Raw genomic sequence first — 17,447 nt, forward strand, 5'->3', positions numbered from 1 at the left:
TCACCGTTTCCGGTCGTCACGCGAGCGGAAGAAGTCGCCGATGTCCAGGTCCCCCTCCAGGAACCGGCCGACGACGAAGCCGACGGCGCCCAGGGCAGCCACCAGCAGGAAGGCGCCGAACCCGCCGAAGTATCCGGCGAATCCCAGCGCCATTCCGGCGATCATGCCGATCAGGGCCCTGCTCATGCTGCGCTCCTCGGGCTCACTGGATCCGGGGCTCCGGCTCCTCGTCTTCTTCCTCCGGCAGCTTCACATCACTCACCGCGATGTTGACCTCGACGACTTCGAGCCCGGTCATCCGCTCGACGGCCGCGATCACGTTCTCGCGCACGACACGCGCGACATCGGCGATCGACACGCCGTAGTCGACGACGATCTCCAGGTCGAGCGCGGTCTGCACCTCACCGACCTCGGCCTTGACGCCCCGCGTCACCGACTTGGACCCGCCCCCGCCGGGCACCCGGTCCCGTACGGCGCCGAAGGTGCGGCTCAGCCCGCTGCCCATCGCGTGCACGCCGACGACGTCCCGCGCGGCCAGCCCGGCGATCTTCTCCACGACCCCGTCGGCGATCGTGGTCCGCCCCCTGCCCCCCGGGTCCCCGCCGCCGCGTTTGACGGCCTTGCGGGTCTGTACCGTCGGCTCCTTCTCCCCTTCGGAGGCTTGCGTCCGGTTCCGTTCCGTCATGTCGGTCATCGCCGTACATCCCTTTCGGTTGTCCTCCTGTGACCACGGTAAGTGCGGTGACGCCCCGGCGCGCCGGGGATGCGGCAGGCTGGAGGAATGACGGCTGACCGGTGGACGCGGACGGTACGGCACCAACTGGCGCTGGGGCGGTTGCTGCCCCTGGGCCGTGCGCCCGACGGCGCATGGATCACGGAGGGGGCGGCCGAGGCGGTACTGCGGCACGCGGCGGCCGGCGTGCCGGGCGTACGGCTGGACGTCCTGCGGATCGCCCTCGCCGACCCGGAGGACGCCCAGGCCCCTGTCGTACCGGCGCCGCCGAGCGCGCTGCCGCCCGGTGCCCTGCGGATCACCGCGGACTTCGCGGCGTGGCCCGCCGAACCGCTGCCCGCCTCGGCGTCCCGGCTGCGCGGGGCCCTGGCAGCGGCGGCGACGGAGCAGCTCGGGCTGGTGGTGACCGAGGTGGACCTACGGGTGACGGGGCTGCTGGAGGGAGAGACGGAAGCTGATTCCGTACGACCGTCGCAGCCGGCGGAGGCCGGGGAATCCGCGGATCCCGACGAGGCCCGGGCAGCGGCCGCGGCGCTCGCTGTGGCGGGGGTGGCTCGGCTGACCGGCGTGCTGGGGAGGGCCGTACACATGGATGAGCGGCAGGGCGAGGCGGTCCTGCCGCGGCGTCACGTCAGGGTGGAGATCGCCGTGCGCGCGGACCGTCGGGTCCTGGACGTGGCCCGGGAGGTCCGCGCGGCGGTGTCGGAGTCGTTGGACGACTCTCCGACGGTGGCGGTGTTGGTGACCGCCGTCGTGGTGGGCTGATGGACTACTCGCCGACGCCCGCGAGGTCGCGCAGTCGGCGAGCCTGAGCCTGGCGTTCGGCGGCGCGCTGGGTCTCGTAGTCGCGGTCCTGGGCTCCGCGCAGGAGGGCCTTGGTCTCGATCACGGCATCGCGGGGCGCGGCCAGGATCGCGGCCGTCAGGTCCCGTACCGCCTCGTCGAGTTGCTCTGCGGGTACGGCGAGGTTCGCCAGGCCGGTGCTGATGGCTTCCTCGGCCGTGACGAAGCGGCCCGTCACGCAGATCTCCAGCGCGCGGGCGTAGCCGACCAGGCTCACGAGGGGGTTGGTGCCCGTGAGGTCCGGTACGAGTCCGAGGCTGGTCTCGCGCATGGCGAACTGCACGTCGTCCGCGACGACGCGCAGGTCACAGGCGAGGGCGAGCTGGAACCCGGCGCCGATGGCATGGCCCTGCACCGCCGCGACGGACACGATGTCGCTCCGCCGCCACCAGGTGAAACCCTCCTGGTACTCGGCGATGGCCGCGTCCAGCTCGGCGTCGCCGCCACGCGCGAGGTCGATGAACGACGGCTCGCCGTCGAAGCCCTCGGGCGTGAACGCCTGCCGGTCGAGTCCCGCCGAGAACGACTTGCCCTCGGCACGCAGCGCGACGACGCGGACGGAGCCCGGCAGCAGCCGACCGGCCTCGGTCAACGCCCGCCACAGAGCGGGGCTCTGCGCGTTGCGCTTGTCCGGATTGGTCAGCGTCACCGTGGCGATCGCGTCGTCGACGGTGAGCCGTACGCCGTCCTTGTCGAGTACGGGAGCTTCGGGCATGGGGCGCCTCCGATGAGTGCGGTCAGCAGAGCAATGCTAAGTGACTGCACAGTAACCACCCGGCCGGTCAACCGACCGACCGGGTGGCCACCATCGAAGACGACAGGCCGCCCGGGTCAGGCCGAAGCGGCCTTCTTGCCCCGCGTCGCCCCGCCACGCCCACGAAGCGTGACGCCCGACTCGCTGAGCATCCGGTGCACGAAGCCATACGAGCGACCGGTTTCCTCGGCCAACGCTCGGATGCTCGCACCGGAGTCGTACTTCTTCTTCAGGTCTGCCGCGAGCTTGTCGCGCGCGGCGCCGGTTACCCGGCTGCCCTTCTTCAGAGTCTCGGCCACCCGTGCCTCCTCATGGGAAGTGCGCTCTGGTCCCCTCATGATCACCCCTCCGGGGCGCGATGGCCACCCATTCGGCAAGGTCCGTGAGACATGGTTTTGACGACAGGAGCGCATCCCCACAAGCGGAATCTGTGATTCCTGTCAGAGCTGTCCGTACGGCCGAACGGGTTGTCCGGCGAAGTGCCTGGTCAGAGACGCACGACGGCCGAGCCCTTGTCGATAAAGGGCTCGGCCGCGAAATGGATGTAGGACACACTTCGGTACGAGGAGATCTCACACAGATGATGGATCACCGATAAGCCGAATGATCCATACGCTGTGGATCACGCATTCGATCAAGCCAGGGCGACGAGATCCGCGTAGTCCGCGCCCCACAGGTCCTCGACGCCGTCCGGCAGCAGAATGATCCGCTCCGGCTGGAGCGCCTCGACGGCGCCCTCGTCGTGGGTGACGAGGACGACGGCTCCCTTGTAGGTGCGCAGCGCGCCGAGGATCTCCTCGCGGCTGGCCGGGTCGAGGTTGTTCGTGGGCTCGTCGAGGAGCAGGACGTTCGCCGAGGAGACGACCAGGGTCGCGAGGGCGAGACGGGTCTTCTCGCCGCCGGAGAGGACGCCGGCGGGCTTGTCGACGTCGTCGCCGGAGAACAGGAACGAGCCGAGCGTCTTGCGGACCTCGACCAGGTCGAGGTCGGGGTTGGCGGAGCGCATGTTCTCCAGGACCGTGCGCTCGGGGTCGAGGGTCTCGTGCTCCTGGGCGTAGTAGCCGAGCTTGAGGCCGTGGCCCTCGACGACCTCGCCGGTGTCGGGCGTCTCGACGCCGCCGAGCAGACGCAGCAGGGTCGTCTTGCCGGCGCCGTTGAGACCGAGGATGACGACTCGGGAGCCCTTGTCGATGGCCAGGTCGACGTCGGTGAAGATCTCCAGCGAGCCGTACGACTTCGACAGGCTCTCCGCCATCAGCGGGGTTTTGCCGCAGGGGGCCGGCTCGGGGAAGCGGAGCTTGGCGACCTTGTCGGAGACGCGCACCGCGTCGAGCCCGGCGAGCAGTCGGTCGGCCCGCTTGGCCATGTTCTGCGCGGCGACCGTCTTGGTGGCCTTGGCGCGCATCTTGTCGGCCTGGGCGTTGAGGGCCGCGGCCTTCTTCTCGGCGTTCTGGCGCTCGCGCTTGCGGCGCTTCTCGTCGGCCTCGCGCTGCTGCTGGTAGAGCTTCCAGCCCATGTTGTAGACGTCGATCTGGGCGCGGTTGGCGTCCAGATAGAACACCTTGTTGACGACCGTCTCGACCAGGTCGACGTCGTGGGAGATCACGATGAAGCCGCCGCGGTAGGTCTTGAGGTAGTCCCGCAGCCAGACGATCGAGTCGGCGTCGAGGTGGTTCGTGGGCTCGTCGAGGAGCAGCGTGTCCGCGTCCGAGAAGAGGATCCGGGCCAGCTCGATACGGCGGCGCTGACCGCCGGAGAGCGTGTGCAGGGGCTGGCCGAGCACCCGGTCGGGCAGGTTGAGCGCGGCGGCGATGGTCGCGGCCTCGGCCTCGGCGGAGTAACCGCCCTTGGTGAGGAACTCCGTCTCCTGGCGCTCGTACTGGCGCAGGGCCTTCTCGCGGGTGGCGCCACTGCCGTTGGCGATGCGCTGCTCGTTCTCCCGCATCTTGCGGATCAGGGTGTCCAGGCCGCGCGCGGAGAGGATGCGGTCGCTGGCCAGCACATCCAGGTCGCCGGTGCGGGGGTCCTGGGGGAGGTAGCCGACCTCGCCGGAGCGGGCGACCTGGCCCGCGGCGGGCTGGCCCTCACCCGCGAGGACCTTGGTGAGGGTCGTCTTGCCGGCGCCGTTGCGACCGACCAGACCGATGCGGTCGCCCTTCGTGATACGGAAGGTGGCGGACTCGATGAGGACGCGGGCGCCGGCGCGCAGCTCGATACCGGAGGCGGAGATCACGGACAGACTCCAGGGCAGGGTGGTTGGCGGGGTGGACGGCTGAGGACGTTCCCGCCGTCTAATGCGCGAGGAGAATGGCCATGGGCCAAGTCTAACGGGGCCGTGCAAGCGCTTTTCGTGCGTTCGGGTGTTCGGGCCGCCTGCCGGGGACGTCGTTGCCGAGAGGTGTGCGGTGCGGGGTGATCCGTCCCAGGTCGTCCACCGCGATGAGCTGGGCAGTCCAGGCCACGCCGGCGCAGGGCTGGGCGAGCAGCAGGGCCGCACCGTGATGTAGAGCACGCGCGGGTTCGAAGGCGCAGCCCTCACGCGCGGGCAGCACCCAGCGCAGGTCGCCGTCGGCGGTGCGGTACGCGGCGACGCGCATCGGGGTGACGACGGCGAGCATGCCCCGGCCCAGGGGGCGCAGGACGCCGGTGCCGCCCTGGGCGGGCAGCCAGTCGGCGGCCGCGGGCAGGGCTCGGTGCCAGCGCACGGAGCGGCCGTCGGTGGCGGTGAGGAGACCGTCGTCCCAGAGCGCGATCGCGTCCCCGCGCGCGGGCACGACGGTGAGCGGACGGCGGCCTTCACGCGCGTGGCGCCAAAGCAAGACGCCGGTGGTCGGGTCGTACGCCTCGACGGTCCCCGTGCCGGTGCGCAGCCGCGCGGTGTGCTCCACGCGCGCGTGGAGCGTGCTCGCGACGAGGTGGTCTCCGTAGGGCGCGGGGCGCGCCTGGTGGGCCGCCGCGAGGACAGGGGCCGCGAGGAGGAGGGCGAGGGCCGCGGAGAGGAGGCGGCGGCCCGCGGCGGGTGCCGGAGGGAACCCCGGAACGGCCGGTGGGGCGTCCCTCGGCTCGGCCACGACCGGTGGAACGACCACCACTCCCCCTTCGGAAACCCCCACGGATCAGGCGCAGAGCGTAGCCACGCGCGCGAGGGGCGACGCGGCCTGCCGTCGCGACACGGCGGACATGCCGGGGCGCGTCCCCCGTTCGGACCTCCGCCCGGCGGGCGACGGGCGGGCGGACGGGGGCCGGGCGAGGATGGCGCCAGAGCGACCCCGAGCAGCACCGTACGCAAGGCGACAGTCGGCGGCGGCGCCGGTCTGATCTCCCTGCTCCTCGCAGTGCAACACGTTCCGCTGAGCAGGCGGATTCCCGCTCGGCGGGGCGTTGTCAGTGGTCGGTGCAAGACTGGGCGCAGGCTGATTTTCCAGCGGATTTCCGGCACCGAGTCACAAGGGAGTGATCGGCATGGCAGGGACGGGCGGTGGGCGTCCGAGCATCTACCCCACGCTGCTGTACACGGACGCCAAGGCGGCGATCAAGCAGCTCACGGAGGCCTTCGGTTTCACCGAGCTGTCGGTGTACGAGGGCGAGGACGGTTCGGTGATGCACGCCGAGCTGGTGCAGGGCAACGGCGCGGTGATGGTCGGCTCGAAGGGCCGCGGCGGTGTCTTCGACACGGCGATGAAGGAAGCGGGCACGACGGGGGTGTACGTCGTCGTGGACGACGTCGACGCACACCACCGGCGCGCCGTGGACCACGGCGCGGAGATCCTGATGCCCCCGACGGACCAGGAGTACGGCTCGCGGGACTACATGGCCCGCGACGTCGAGGGCAACATCTGGAGCTTCGGCACCTACGCCCCCGAGATACAGGGCTGACACCCCCGCCGGGCCAGCCCTTCGGTCAGCTCCCCCCGGTGTGCACCTGGAAGGCGGCGCGGCGTACGGCCTTGGCGAGGGCCGGGTCGGGGTGTGCGGCGGCGAGGGCGACCAGGACCTGCACGGTGCGGGGGTGACCGACGGCGCGGACCTCGTCGAGGAGCATGGGCACGGTCGGCTGCACCGCGGACTCCAGGTGCCGGACGAGCCACGGGGCCTCACCGTGGTCGGCGACCGCGGCGGCGGTGTCGACCCACAGCCAGGTGGCCTCTTCCCGGGTGAGGACCTCGTGGGCGTCCTCCGGGTCGACTCCGTCGTGCTCGGCGAGCCACAGCAGGGCGTACGGCCGTAGCGGCGGCGCCTCGACGACGGCGCGTACGTCGGGCTCGGCGGGGGCGCCGACGACGCGCAGTGCCTCGAAGGCGAGGCCGCGCAGCAGGGCGTCCTCGCCGCGGGCGGCGTCAAGCAGTTCGGTGACCGCGCTGCCGACGGGGCGGGCGGCGAGCCAGGCGCGGTATTCGGCGCGGGCCGCGTTGGGGCGGAGCTGGGCGCAGCCGCGGAGCATGTCCTCGGCGGCCTGCTCGATGTTCCCGGCGGGGCTCTGCGCGGCGACGCAGATCTGCTCCAGCTTGACCCACACCGCCCAGCTGCCGAGCGGGGTGAGCGTGGCCTGTCCGTCGCCGCAGGTGAGGGCGCCGACGGAGGCGAGGGCGTGGAGGGACCAGGCGAGAAGGGGGGCGAGGGGAGTGTCGCCGACCTGCTCGGGCTGCGCCGGAGCGGGGGGTTCGGGCTGAGGCCCGTAGGGGATTTCGCAGCGCTCGGTGCGCAGCTCGGTGACTCTCTGTTCGAGGAGGTCGAGGAGCTGCTCCACGGGGACGGGTCCGGCCGAGAGCTGGAGGAAGGAGAGCACCTGGGGCATGGCCGAGACGACCTCGGCGACGGCGGAGGGCTCGTGGTCGGGTTCCGGGTGGGCCAGCGACCAGGCGTCGAAGAGGGCGACCCAGCCGCGCAGGACGGCGCTGTCGTCGCGGTCCCAGGCGCGCAGCCGCCAGCCGGGGCGGGCGCTGTCGCCGTGCACCTCGACGAGGCCGGCGAGGCGTGCCGTGTCCCAGTCGTGGCGGACCTGATCCGAGGTCAGCCCGAGTTCGGTGGCGGCCCGTTCGGCGGTCGCGTCGGAGAGGGTGCCCTTGCCGTCGGGGCTCGCGCCGTCGCGGCCCGGGCGCAGGGCGGTGTCGGCCCAGCGGGCCACTCGGGCGGCGCCGGCCAGGCCGGAGCGTGCCATTCTGGCCAGCTCCGCGGGGGCCGGTGTGCCCTCCGGAGGGCGGGGTGCGGGGCGGCGCGAGGGCCGCTGGTTCATCGCTCGGGGGGCGGCGGCCAGGGGTCGCGGGCGAACGAGTCGAAGCCTGGAGTCGCGCGGGATACGGGACGTCACGGGTGCAGTCTTCCGGTTGACGGTCCGAAAACCCAAACGGAATGTCACGGCGGGCGACGGGGTGGGCCAACGCACGAGGTCCGACGAGCGGTCGGGAGGCGCTAACAAGCCAGTGGCACGGCCTTAGGGCCCGTCCGGCGGATCCTGTCGCAGACGCGTGGTCCCGCACGCCGGACTGGCCCTAAACGGAACGTCCGCGTGATCGCCGTAGCCGCTGGTCGGGGGCGGTCACATCAGTGGGGTGAGGAAGCGGCGCAGGGCTTCCTCGTAGGCCGTCGGGTCGGCGTTCCACATGGCGCCGTGCGGGGCGTGCCGGACGGTGTGGAGGGCGACCAGGTCCGGGCGGCGCTCGGCGAGGCGGCGGGAGTACGTCCAGGGGGCCACCGTGTCGTCCGGTCCGTGGAAGACGAGGGCCGGGACCTGGAGCCGGGCGGGGTCGGCGGCCTCGTCGATGCGGTCGCCGTGCAGACCGGTGCGGCCCTGGGCGGCGCGGACCGCCAGCGGCAGCAGGGCGCCGGGCGTGCGGCGGGCCGTGGCGAGGGCACGCAGGGTGTTCTCCCAATTGAGTACCGGCGAGTCGAGCACCAGGCCGACGACGCGGTCCCGCATGGCGGAGTGCGCGGCGGCGCGCAGGGCCATGGTGGCGCCGGTGGACCAGCCGTGCAGGACGACCTGGCGGGCGCCGTTGCGGACGGCGTGGCGGATCGCCGCGTCCAGGTCGCGCCACTCGGTCTCGCCGAGGTGGTTGAGGCCGTCCGGGGAGCGGGGTGCGCCGGCGTCGCCGCGGTAGGCGAGGGCCAGTACCGGGAGGCGGTGGCGGTGCAGGAATCCGATGACGTTCAGGGGGTGTTCGCGGGTGGTGCCGAGGCCGTGCACGGCGATCACCCAGGTGTCGCGGACGCCGGGCACGAACCAGGCGGGCAGGGAGCCGAGTTCGCCGGGGATGTCGACGTCGGTGTGGGCGAGGCCGAGGGCGGTGGTCGGGTCGCCGACGTGGGTGTTCGGGGTGAACCACACCTTGTCGCCGGCTTCGAGGGTGCCGTGGGAGACGCGTTCCAGGCGGCGTACGACCGCGTCGGCGGGGTGCGGGGCGGTCTCCAGGACGGGGCCGACGACCGCGTGCGAGGCGTCGCCGGCGAGGCCGTAGGTGCCGGGGCGCAGTGAGGCCAGGTTCCGGGTGAGGGTGATCCGGCCGGCCGCCGTGCCGTGCACGGTGAGCCGGGGTTCGGTGGGCAGGGGCCTGCCCGCGGGAGCCTTGAGCGCGGCGCCGCTGGCGAACCGGCCGACGGCGATACCGGCCGCGCCGGCCGCCAGGGCCGCGGTGACAGCGGCGGCCGCCGCTTTGACAGTGCGCACGGGTCCAGTGTCCTGGCGGACCCCGCTACCGGCCAGCGGGGCGGCGGGTCGGGGTGACGTTTCTCGGTTGACCCGGGGCACGCCGGTTGCTGGTGGTGCGGGAGGGTTCGGCACCGCCGGAAGGGGCCGCACGGTCGTGAGTCAACGGCGCTGGCCGTACCCCCGCAGTCGTTCCCCCGCCTCCTCCACCTGTTCCTCCGTGAGCAGGTGGGGGGCGCGGTCCGGGACGGAGGATGCCGTCAGCCATACGCGGCACATCCACTCCAGTTGGGCTGTGCGGTCGTAGGCCTGGTCGAGGGTGTCGCCGTAGGTGAGCGTGCCGTGGTTCTGGAGGAGGCAGCCGGAGCGGTCGGTGAGGGCGTGGAGCATGTTCTCGGCCAACTCCGGGGTGCCGTACGTCGCATACGGGGCAATTCGGACCGGGCCGCCGAGCGCGCCGGACATGTAGTGGATCAGGGGGAGCTCGGATACGAGCGTGGAGACGGCGGTCGCGTGCACGGCGTGGGTGTGGACGACCGCGCGGGCGCTGGTGGTGCGGTAGACGGCGAGGTGCATGGGCAGTTCGCTCGTCGGGATCAGGGTGCCCAGCACCTGCCGGCCGTCGAGGTCGACGCCGGTCACGTCGTCGGGCGTCAGCCGGTCGTACGGGACGCCCGACGGCGTGACCAGCACGGTGTCGCCGACGCGTACGGAGACATTGCCGGAGGTGCCGACGACCAGTCCGTCGGACACCGTGCGGCGCGCTGTCGCGACGAGTGCCGCCCAGGCGCGCGCCCCCTCCTCACCCACACCGCTCCCCCGCGACTCCGGCACACCCTGTGCACCCTCTCCCGTATCCCCCGGGTCTCGCTGGTCCCGCCGCTGCTCAGCCATGCCGCGATCCTCCCAGGAGGCCCGCCGAACCGCCGTACGGCCGGGGCACTTTAGGGCGGAGGCGGCACGTCCGGAAGGGCGCGCAGACGTATACATCCGCTCCCGACAGCACTTGGCCGGAGATCGACGAGCGTTAAAGGATCTTCCAGTACTCTCTGGGGGATTTGTCGTGCACGTCGCCATTCCGGGGGGGAATATGGCCCGTGATCGCACACTGCCCCGCGCTCGCCGCCGCCTGATCGCGGCATCCGTGACGGCGTTAGCCATCGGAGGAACCGCACTCGTCGAGATTCCGGCGTCGGCGGCCTCCCAGCCGAAGGGGCACGACGTCTCTTCCCACCAGAAGAACGTCAACTGGCAGAGCGCGAAGGCCAAGGGCGCCAGGTTCGTCTACGTCAAGGCGACCGAGTCGCACACCTATCGCAACCCGTACTTCGGCCAGCAGTACAACGGTTCGCGCAACGCGGGCCTGGTCCGCGGGGCGTACCACTTCGCCCTGCCGAACAAGTCGTCGGGCAGGACGCAGGCCGCGTACTTCGTGCGCAACGGCGGCGCCTGGAAGGCGGACGGCTGGACTCTGCCGCCCGCGCTCGACATCGAGTACAACCCGTACAACAAGAAGCGCCCCTGCTACAACATGAGCAATTCCAAGATGGTCAACTGGATCAAGTCGTTCAGCGACGAGGTCAAGCGGCTCACCGGCCGCCGCCCGGTGATCTACACGACCGCCCACTGGTGGAACAAGTGCACCGGCAGGAGCGGCGCCTTCGCCTCGAACCACGCGCTGTGGGTCGCCCGCTACGACTCGGCGAGCGCCGGGTCGCTGCCGGCCGGCTGGGGCTTCTGGACGTTCTGGCAGTACGACAACAGCGGCAGCCTGCCGGGTGACCAGAATCTCTTCAACGGGTCCATGACCCAGCTCAAGAAGTTCGCCCGGGGGTAGGGCCCAAGGGGCGTAGGGGCTGCCGTGGCCGACGGGACCGAACCGGGAACCGATCGGAACGACAGCCCCCTCCTTGCGACACCCCACAGGCTCCTCTAGTTCACCTTTCGTTCACCTGGGTTACCTACGTTCGTCCGGCCAATGACCTCGAACGATTGCCTGGGTAAATGGAAAACTTCTCGCTGATCCTCGCGATTGTGGTGATAACCGCACTCGCGTTTGATTTCACGAACGGTTTCCACGACACCGCCAACGCGATGGCCACCACCATCTCGACCGGTGCGCTCAAGCCCAAGGTCGCGGTGGCCATGTCCGCCGTACTCAACCTTGTCGGCGCCTTCCTCTCCGTGGAGGTCGCCAACACGATCTCCAAAGGTCTCGTCGACGAGACCGGCATCCGCCCCGAGGTCATCTTCGCCGCCCTGGTCGGCGCGATCCTCTGGAACCTGGTGACCTGGCTGGTCGGCCTCCCCTCCAGTTCCTCGCACGCCCTGATGGGCGGCCTGATCGGCGCCACCATCGCCTCCGCCGGCGCCGGTGCCGTCCACGGCGACGTGCTCGTCACCAAGGTGCTGATCCCCGCGATCGCCGCCCCACTGGTCGCCGGCATCGCCGCGCTGCTCGCCACCCGCCTGTCGTACACGCTGGGCAAGAAGGCCGACGGCAAGGCCGCCGCCAAGGGCTATCGCACCGGCCAGATCGCGTCCGCCGGGCTGGTGTCGCTGGCCCATGGCACGAACGACGCGCAGAAGACCATGGGCATCATCACCCTCGCCCTGGTCGCCGGCGGCGTCGTCGCCCCCGACTCCGACCCGCCCACCTGGGTCATCCTCTCCGCGGGCCTCGCCATCGCGCTCGGCACCTACCTCGGCGGCTGGCGCATCATCCGCACGATGGGCAAGGGCCTGACCGACCTCCAGCCGCAGCAGGGCTTCGCCGCCCAGACCAGCGCGGCCACGGTCATCCTGGCCTCCTCGCACCTCGGCTTCTCCCTCTCCACCACGCACTCCGTCTCCGGCTCGGTGATGGGCGCGGGGCTCGGCCGCAAGGGCGGGGTCGTCCGCTGGTCCACGGCCACGCGGATGTTCGTGGCCTGGGGCCTGACCCTGCCGGCCGCGGCCCTCGTCGGCGCGCTCGCCGAGTGGGTGACCGGGTTCGGCAGCTGGGGCACAGCCCTGGTCGCCGTCTTCCTGATCGCCTCCAGCGGCGCGATCTGGAAGATCTCCCGTCGCGAGGTCGTCGACGCGACCAACGTCAACGAGACGGAGGAGCCGGCCGGCGTGGTCACCACAGCGATCGCCGCGGTGACGCCGCCGCCCGCGGGCACCGTGACGTCCGACCTCACGACCACGATCCCGGCCCCGGCCCCGGCCGCCGACCCGGTGGCTCCCCCGGCCGCCACCGTCTGAGCCCCACGCACCCGGTTACCCAAGAAGGAAGCAACATGAAGATCGACTGGGCGTCTCTGGGCTCCGTCTTCGGCGTCAGCCTCGTGATCACGGTGGCCGTCGTGGGCCTGTTCACCGCCGGCATCGTCGGCCTCTCCCGCCAGGAGCGGGCTGCGGCGCAGGGCGACTCCGCCGCCCTCGCGGTCACAGGGGCGTACGCGTGCTTTGCGGCTTGCGTGGCGGCTGTGGGGTACGGGATCTATCTGATCGTGGCCTGAGCACGACACCCCTGACGCCTCCCAGCTGATCGTCGGTCAGCAGGGGGGCGTCTGGTCTGTGTGCTGGGGGAGTTGGCGGAGTACGGAGTCGGGATAGGCGTCTCCCACAGCGCGGCAAAAGCCTTGGACGAGCTCCTCCGGTGCCAGTGGAAGGCGGGCCGAGCCTGTGCCGTAGAGGGCGGTCACGGAGTTCTTCCTGAGCGACCAGCCACCCGATTCGGGAAAGTACAGAGTGGACACACGCTGCCCGGTACCGGCGTCCCAGAGCTGTGTGCGGTGCATGTAGACGTCCACCACCATCCGGCCGTCGCGCGAGAAGGCCTGTACGCCTCCGCCGCCGCCCATGTCCAGCTCGCGCACCACCTGGTCCCGGTCCGGGTCCCAGATCATGACGCCCTCGTCCGTGGTCACCGCCGCCACGGCTCCGTCGTCCCGGAACGCGTGCCGCGGGGAGAAGCGGCCCGGCTCCACCTCGTGCCGATGAAGTCGCCGCCCGCTGCGGAGGTCCCAGAGTTCCACCTGGTGGGGACGCACCACCAGGATCTGGTTCTCGTGGCCGGGGCGGCCGACGATGTCCAGGCACCGGCCGGCGTCCTCGGTAAGGGGGTCCGCGCAGACGGGTTTCCGTACGGTGGAGACCTTCCCGGTGGCGGAGTGCAGCCGGTGCAGACCCGCCGAGTCGACGAGGAGGAAGTCGCCCGCGCCCAACGGCCGCGCCCACACAGGTGGGCCTTCCTGGTCGGCGCCGTCCAGCGACCCCTGTCCACTCAGACCGAGTGCGGTGTCGTACCGGGCCCAGCCCTTCGCGTTCCAGTACAGGATCCATCGGCCGTCGGCACTGACCGCGGCCTCCGCCCCCTGGTCCGAGTCGGGAAGGTCGCGCTGCGCGTTCTCCCGGATCACCCGCCCTCGTGGACCCACCACGGTCAGCACGGTGCGGCTGTCGCTCCCGTCGCCGGAGCTCCCGGAACCGGCCGTCGCCCGCACCTCGCCCGAGGTGCTCCGGGCGATTGCCGAACTGCTCTCCACGGAGGCTCCCGCCATCGGGAACTCGGTCCGGACCGTGCTCAGGGACACCATGTCCGCGCCGAGGACGGCGTGGATCACCGGCGGCTGCCCGGCCTTCGCAGCGGGCACGACGGCGGCGGGAATCCGCTCGTACTGATCGGGGGCGAACTCCTCGTCGGGCAGATAGGTCAGATAGCGGCGGGGGGTCCGGCTGTCGTGCCAAACCATCACCGCGGCCTGGTTGTCCGTCTGGCCGAAGAACCGGCCGGTCGCATCACTCTCCCGGGCCAACTCGGCGTACCCGGCCGCGCTGACGCGTCGGCCGGAGTCCGGCGCGTGAAAGCTCCACGGCCGCCCTTCCGGTCGTACGGCCAGCGACCGGCCGCCGGTCCCCAGGGTGACCTCGGCGACCTGGTCCGTGGACCAGCGTTCCAGGCCCGTGGTCAAGGTCAGCGCCTGAGCCCGGTGCCGGAGGACGCTCTGCTCACCGAGCAGATCGTCGTGGCCGGTCACGACTTCGATGTCGGTCATCACGAGCGCGGTGTCCTGCGCGTGTGTGGGCAGCACCAGGTCGGAGACACAGCGGCGCGAGCCGGTCGACGGGATGGTGATCACTCCGCCGCCCACCCGGTGCACCTGGGCGAGCGAGGTGGTGAACCGCGCCGGATCCGCACACTCGTGCCGCTCCATGACGTGCGCCACGGTCTGCCCGTCCGCCGAGAAGTCCAGCCGCCTGGTCCGCTCCGCGTCCTCGGCCGGCCGCCAGTCCCAGTGGTCCAGCACCTTGCGCGAGCGCGCCGACCACACGACCACCCGCCCTTCGGGGTTCGCCACGGCGACGCGCTCCCCGTCGTCGCTGACCGCCACGCTGTCGGCCAGCGACGGAGTGTCCGGCAGTGGCGTCGGGCGGGCACGAGGCCGTCCGGGCGGCGGCAACAGCAGCGCCTGGACCTGCCCACCCGCCCGGGACCTCAGCACGGCGATCCGCCGCCCGTCGGCAGAGGCGGCGAGGTCCCTGGCCTGGCCACCCACCCAGCCGGGCCGCACGTCTCGCAGCGAGGAGACCGGCAGATAGCGGTCCAGCATCGCCTCGTACGCCTCAGGCGTACCGCCCGTGTCCCAAGCGGCCAGCGCGAGGCGGGCGGCAAGCACCGGATCCCGCCCGGCGCTGCGCTCGGCCAGCTGGACGAGCTTGCTCGCCGCCGCCTCCCGCTCATGCCGTTCATCCGCCTCCATCCCCCGCCACACCCCGACTCCAAGGAGCAGGGCAAGCACGGCCAGCACCCCCGTCACCGCCAACACCGTCCGGCTCCGCCGCAGCGCCCGCCGCCCCTGCTGGCGACTGAGGCGGATGAACTCCCGTTCCGCCTCCATGAGTTCCTCCGCATGCGCCGCGACCCGAGTCCGCGCATCCGACAACTCCCGCCCCCGCAACAGCAGATCGGGATCCCGCTCCCCCTCCTCCCACTCCCGCATCCGCGCCCGAAGCCGCTCCTGCCACACCCGGAACGCCCGACCGTCGTCCAACCACCCACGCAGTGCGGGCCATTGCCGTACGAGGGACTCGTGGGCCAGTGCGACCGTCTCGCGCCCGGCGCTGTCGCGGGCGATGACGAGCAGGCGGGTCGAGGCCAGGGCCTGGGCCGCGGTGCGCAGGTCGGCGGGGAGGGCGTCGTAGGCGAGGGCCACCCGGGCGTAGCCTTGGTCGCCCTCCGGGAGGGCCAGTTGAGCGAAGAGGCGGCGGAGCGTCGCCGTACGCAGGCCGTGCGTGCCCTTGCACACCTCGTCCAGCTGCTCGTCGGCGTAGGAGGCCAACGCTCCCTCGACGCCGCCGAGTTCGCGGTAACGGGCGTGGGTGAGGCGGCCTCGGTCCCGGTCCTCCCAGAGGCGGGAGAGGACGAACTCCACGAGGGGCAGGGCGCCCGGCTCGGTTCCGGCGTCGGCCACGATGCGCTCGGGGAGGCCGGGTTCGAAGTCGATGCCGGGGATGGTCTCCAGGGGGCTGTGGACGATCTCCATCAGCTGGCTCGGGCTCATCGGCGCGATCATCTGGACGGTGACGCTGAGGCGTTCGGCCTCGCCGCCCGCGACGAGTTCCTCGAAGGAGGCCGAGCGGAGGGTGGCGAGGACGCGCAGCCGGCGGCCGTGCGGACTGCGGGCGCGGGTCATGGCCAGGAGGGTGTCGAGGAGTTCCCGCGCCCGGGCCGGTTGCGCCCCTACCGCTTCCTCGAACTGGTCGAGCACGACTACGTGGCCCGCCTCGCCGGAGTGTTCCAGGAGCCGCACCCCGATGAGTACGGCGGTCTCCTCGGTGGCGTGCCGCCCTGCCTCGCGAGCGAGTTCACGCAGGGCGACCGCGTGCGGGAACTGGTCCTGGAGCGCCGCCAGCAACACCCGTACCGGAGCGGCACCCGGCTGGCCGACCAAATCCGTCACCGTGTAGCCGGCGGCGCGCAACAGCGGAAGCACGCCCGCGCGCACGAGGGAGGACTTGCCGACTCCGGAGGCGCCGGCGACCGGGACGAACGCCTGGTCACGTACCGCCCGCACGATGCGCTCGCTGTCCGCGCGGCGGCCGAAGAACATCGCCGCGTCCTGCTCGCGGAACGCCTCCAGGCCGCGGAACGGGCTCTCCAGCAGGGCCGGGTCGAGGCCCAGGAGATGGGCGGCCGGGATGAGGTACGCGGTCGTGGCACCGTCCCCGAGGTCGGCTGCCACCGTCATGCCGATGACCCCGCCCTGCTCGACGTCCCACACCGGCGCGCCGCTGAAGCCCTGCCCGATGGCCGGGCCGTGGAAGGACTCGCGGGTCTCCATCGAGGTCCAGCCCCGGCCCACCCGGCCGCGCAGCCTGCCCTGCACCCACACCCCGTGGTCGCCGGTGCGCAGCGGGAAGCCCAGGACGCGGAAGCGGTGGTCCCAGAAGTCGTCGCCGCCCGCGAGCCGTACGGGCGCGGTGCCCGGTACCGTCTCCTCCAGTTTCAGCAGGGCCATGTCGCCGCTGCCGTCGGGCCGTACGGGGACCCAGCGGATCACCCGGGCCCGTAGCCGTGCCGCGGTGGGGTGCGGCAACGGGAAGTCCAGCCACAGGGGTTCGCGGGGCGGTTCGGTGCCGGTGTCGGGGATGTCCAGTGCCCTGGCCACGACGTGGGCGCAGGTGCACAGGACATCGGCGGCGACGAGGAACCCGCTGCCGGTGACCTCGCGCTCGTTCCGCCAGATCCGTGCGATGCCCCGTTCGAGTCCGTCGTCAGGAAGGCCCGTCGGCATCCCGCTGCTCCGGAAGGCTCCTGGCCGGCGCGGCCGGCCACTGCATCGTGACGGTGAAGTTGGCCTCGGCGCTCCCCCGGGCCACGACCACACCCAGGTCGGCGCTGAGGGTGATCCCGAACTGCACGGTGATCTCGCCCGGCGGTCTGGGCAGTTCCCGGGTGCTGTCCACCACGGCGGCCAAGGCGGGACGTACGCGTGCCAGTGCCTGCTGGAGGGTCTCGGCCGCACTCGCGACGGCGGCGCCCGCGCGGCCCACCCGCTGTGCGCCGGCGGGACCGGACCCGGCCACCTCCAGAAGGACGACCTGCCCGTCGTCGAGCGCCATCTCGGCCACGTACGTCACAACGGCTCCCCTCTCACGGCTACGACATGTAGTGCACTGTCCGACGCACAGTGAACGCAAGCAGGGTCATCGATTGCCGCCCGCCCGAGGGGAATTCACCCCAAGCCACCTCCGACCGTCCGGTCGGCGTGGTAGCGATGTGGGCCTCGGCACACTCCCCCCTCGCAGGTCAACGGCAAGTTGACGGCTCTTCTCGGCCCGTGGTGGACTGCCGGAGCCATATACGGCGGCAGGAGAGGAAGCCGGTGCGAATCCGGCGCGGTCCCGCCACTGTCACCGGGGTAGTAAGCCCCGGGAGCCAGGAACTCTCGCCGCCGGTCTCGTCGAACCAGGGCGTGGACACCCTG

Annotated in this window: 16 protein-coding genes and 1 riboswitch; of the genes, 5 read left to right on the forward strand and 11 right to left on the reverse strand. The window is 71.9% G+C overall.

The window, feature by feature from the left end; genetic code table 11:
* Both AC5DRG_RS12505 and AC5DRG_RS12510 read right to left on the reverse strand, forming a co-directional pair.
* Positions 1-186 carry a hypothetical protein gene (locus tag AC5DRG_RS12505; protein WP_491810194.1) on the reverse strand — a complete coding sequence of 62 codons (186 nt, stop codon included), beginning with the start codon at positions 184-186 and terminating at the stop codon, positions 1-3.
* Positions 187-202: 16 nt separating this feature from the next.
* The gene (locus AC5DRG_RS12510; RefSeq protein WP_491810195.1) at positions 203-694 is read right to left on the reverse strand and encodes an Asp23/Gls24 family envelope stress response protein; all 492 of its coding nucleotides are present in this window, start codon (positions 692-694) and stop codon (positions 203-205) included.
* 87 nt (positions 695-781) lie between these two features.
* Between AC5DRG_RS12510 and AC5DRG_RS12515 the strand changes: the two genes are divergently transcribed.
* Complete coding sequence (locus AC5DRG_RS12515; RefSeq protein ID WP_491810196.1) at positions 782-1,498, forward strand: nucleopolyhedrovirus P10 family protein; 717 nt, start codon at positions 782-784, stop codon at positions 1,496-1,498.
* A 4-nt stretch (positions 1,499-1,502) separates the two neighbouring features.
* Here AC5DRG_RS12515 and AC5DRG_RS12520 read toward each other — a convergent pair whose 3' ends face one another.
* From AC5DRG_RS12520 to AC5DRG_RS12535, 4 genes are all read right to left on the reverse strand, one after another.
* On the reverse strand, positions 1,503-2,291 hold the full coding sequence (locus tag AC5DRG_RS12520) for an enoyl-CoA hydratase/isomerase family protein (RefSeq protein WP_491810198.1): 789 nt from the start codon (positions 2,289-2,291) through the stop codon (positions 1,503-1,505).
* A gap of 116 nt (positions 2,292-2,407) precedes the next feature.
* Entirely contained in the window at positions 2,408-2,629 is a 222-nt protein-coding gene (locus AC5DRG_RS12525; protein WP_006123601.1) for a helix-turn-helix domain-containing protein, read from the reverse strand.
* Between the two features lie 335 nt (positions 2,630-2,964).
* Entirely contained in the window at positions 2,965-4,563 is a 1,599-nt protein-coding gene (locus tag AC5DRG_RS12530; RefSeq protein WP_491810209.1) for an ABC-F family ATP-binding cassette domain-containing protein, read from the reverse strand.
* A gap of 91 nt (positions 4,564-4,654) precedes the next feature.
* The gene (locus AC5DRG_RS12535) at positions 4,655-5,419 is read right to left on the reverse strand and encodes a hypothetical protein (protein WP_491810211.1); all 765 of its coding nucleotides are present in this window, start codon (positions 5,417-5,419) and stop codon (positions 4,655-4,657) included.
* Positions 5,420-5,792: 373 nt separating this feature from the next.
* Between AC5DRG_RS12535 and AC5DRG_RS12540 the strand changes: the two genes are divergently transcribed.
* Entirely contained in the window at positions 5,793-6,206 is a 414-nt protein-coding gene (locus AC5DRG_RS12540; RefSeq protein ID WP_491810213.1) for a VOC family protein, read from the forward strand.
* 25 nt (positions 6,207-6,231) lie between these two features.
* Here the strand turns inward: AC5DRG_RS12540 and AC5DRG_RS12545 are convergent, their stop codons facing one another.
* The 3 genes from AC5DRG_RS12545 to AC5DRG_RS12555 all read right to left on the reverse strand — a co-directional run bounded on the left by AC5DRG_RS12545 (position 6,232) and on the right by AC5DRG_RS12555 (position 9,867).
* Positions 6,232-7,638 carry a hypothetical protein gene (locus AC5DRG_RS12545; protein ID WP_491810215.1) on the reverse strand — a complete coding sequence of 469 codons (1,407 nt, stop codon included), beginning with the start codon at positions 7,636-7,638 and terminating at the stop codon, positions 6,232-6,234.
* Between the two features lie 228 nt (positions 7,639-7,866).
* Positions 7,867-8,994, reverse strand: a complete 1,128-nt coding sequence (locus AC5DRG_RS12550) for an alpha/beta hydrolase (protein ID WP_491810216.1) — start codon at positions 8,992-8,994, stop codon at positions 7,867-7,869.
* A 141-nt stretch (positions 8,995-9,135) separates the two neighbouring features.
* Complete coding sequence (locus AC5DRG_RS12555) at positions 9,136-9,867, reverse strand: class II aldolase/adducin family protein (RefSeq protein ID WP_491810217.1); 732 nt, start codon at positions 9,865-9,867, stop codon at positions 9,136-9,138.
* 196 nt (positions 9,868-10,063) lie between these two features.
* Here AC5DRG_RS12555 and AC5DRG_RS12560 point away from each other — a divergent pair, with 196 nt between their 5' ends.
* The 3 genes from AC5DRG_RS12560 to AC5DRG_RS12570 all read left to right on the forward strand — a co-directional run bounded on the left by AC5DRG_RS12560 (position 10,064) and on the right by AC5DRG_RS12570 (position 12,476).
* On the forward strand, positions 10,064-10,810 hold the full coding sequence (locus AC5DRG_RS12560; RefSeq protein WP_491810219.1) for a lysozyme: 747 nt from the start codon (positions 10,064-10,066) through the stop codon (positions 10,808-10,810).
* 167 nt (positions 10,811-10,977) lie between these two features.
* Complete coding sequence (locus AC5DRG_RS12565; RefSeq protein WP_491810221.1) at positions 10,978-12,219, forward strand: inorganic phosphate transporter; 1,242 nt, start codon at positions 10,978-10,980, stop codon at positions 12,217-12,219.
* Positions 12,220-12,254: 35 nt separating this feature from the next.
* Positions 12,255-12,476: a hypothetical protein gene (locus tag AC5DRG_RS12570; RefSeq protein WP_491810222.1), complete on the forward strand. Its 222-nt coding sequence runs from the start codon at positions 12,255-12,257 to the stop codon at positions 12,474-12,476.
* 36 nt (positions 12,477-12,512) lie between these two features.
* On the opposite strand, the gene AC5DRG_RS12575 is transcribed toward AC5DRG_RS12570, so the two are convergent.
* A complete protein-coding gene (locus AC5DRG_RS12575; protein ID WP_491810224.1) occupies positions 12,513-16,754 on the reverse strand; it encodes an nSTAND1 domain-containing NTPase in 4,242 nt (1,413 codons plus the stop codon).
* Positions 16,735-17,100 (reverse strand): CU044_2847 family protein, encoded by a 366-nt coding sequence (locus AC5DRG_RS12580; protein ID WP_491810226.1) that lies wholly within the window; start codon positions 17,098-17,100, stop codon positions 16,735-16,737. The genes AC5DRG_RS12575 and AC5DRG_RS12580 overlap by 20 nt, the downstream gene beginning before the upstream one ends.
* 187 nt (positions 17,101-17,287) lie before the next feature.
* Positions 17,288-17,427, forward strand: a riboswitch (cobalamin riboswitch).
* Positions 17,428-17,447 lie beyond the last annotated feature (20 nt).

It is taken from the genome of Streptomyces sp. JLBG701 (assembly GCF_058544905.1).

Bases quoted from the DNA above. Each gene is read 5' to 3' on its own strand.
- AC5DRG_RS12505 (WP_491810194.1), bottom strand. From the start codon at position 186: ATGAGCAGGGCCCTGATCGGCATGATCGCCGGAATGGCGCTGGGATTC.
- AC5DRG_RS12510 (WP_491810195.1), bottom strand. From the start codon at position 694: ATGACCGACATGACGGAACGGAACCGGACGCAAGCCTCCGAAGGGGAG.
- AC5DRG_RS12515 (WP_491810196.1), top strand. From the start codon at position 782: ATGACGGCTGACCGGTGGACGCGGACGGTACGGCACCAACTGGCGCTG.
- AC5DRG_RS12520 (WP_491810198.1), bottom strand. From the start codon at position 2,291: ATGCCCGAAGCTCCCGTACTCGACAAGGACGGCGTACGGCTCACCGTC.
- AC5DRG_RS12540 (WP_491810213.1), top strand. From the start codon at position 5,793: ATGGCAGGGACGGGCGGTGGGCGTCCGAGCATCTACCCCACGCTGCTG.
- AC5DRG_RS12555 (WP_491810217.1), bottom strand. From the start codon at position 9,867: ATGGCTGAGCAGCGGCGGGACCAGCGAGACCCGGGGGATACGGGAGAG.
- AC5DRG_RS12560 (WP_491810219.1), top strand. From the start codon at position 10,064: ATGGCCCGTGATCGCACACTGCCCCGCGCTCGCCGCCGCCTGATCGCG.
- AC5DRG_RS12565 (WP_491810221.1), top strand. From the start codon at position 10,978: ATGGAAAACTTCTCGCTGATCCTCGCGATTGTGGTGATAACCGCACTC.
- AC5DRG_RS12570 (WP_491810222.1), top strand. From the start codon at position 12,255: ATGAAGATCGACTGGGCGTCTCTGGGCTCCGTCTTCGGCGTCAGCCTC.
- AC5DRG_RS12575 (WP_491810224.1), bottom strand. From the start codon at position 16,754: ATGCCGACGGGCCTTCCTGACGACGGACTCGAACGGGGCATCGCACGG.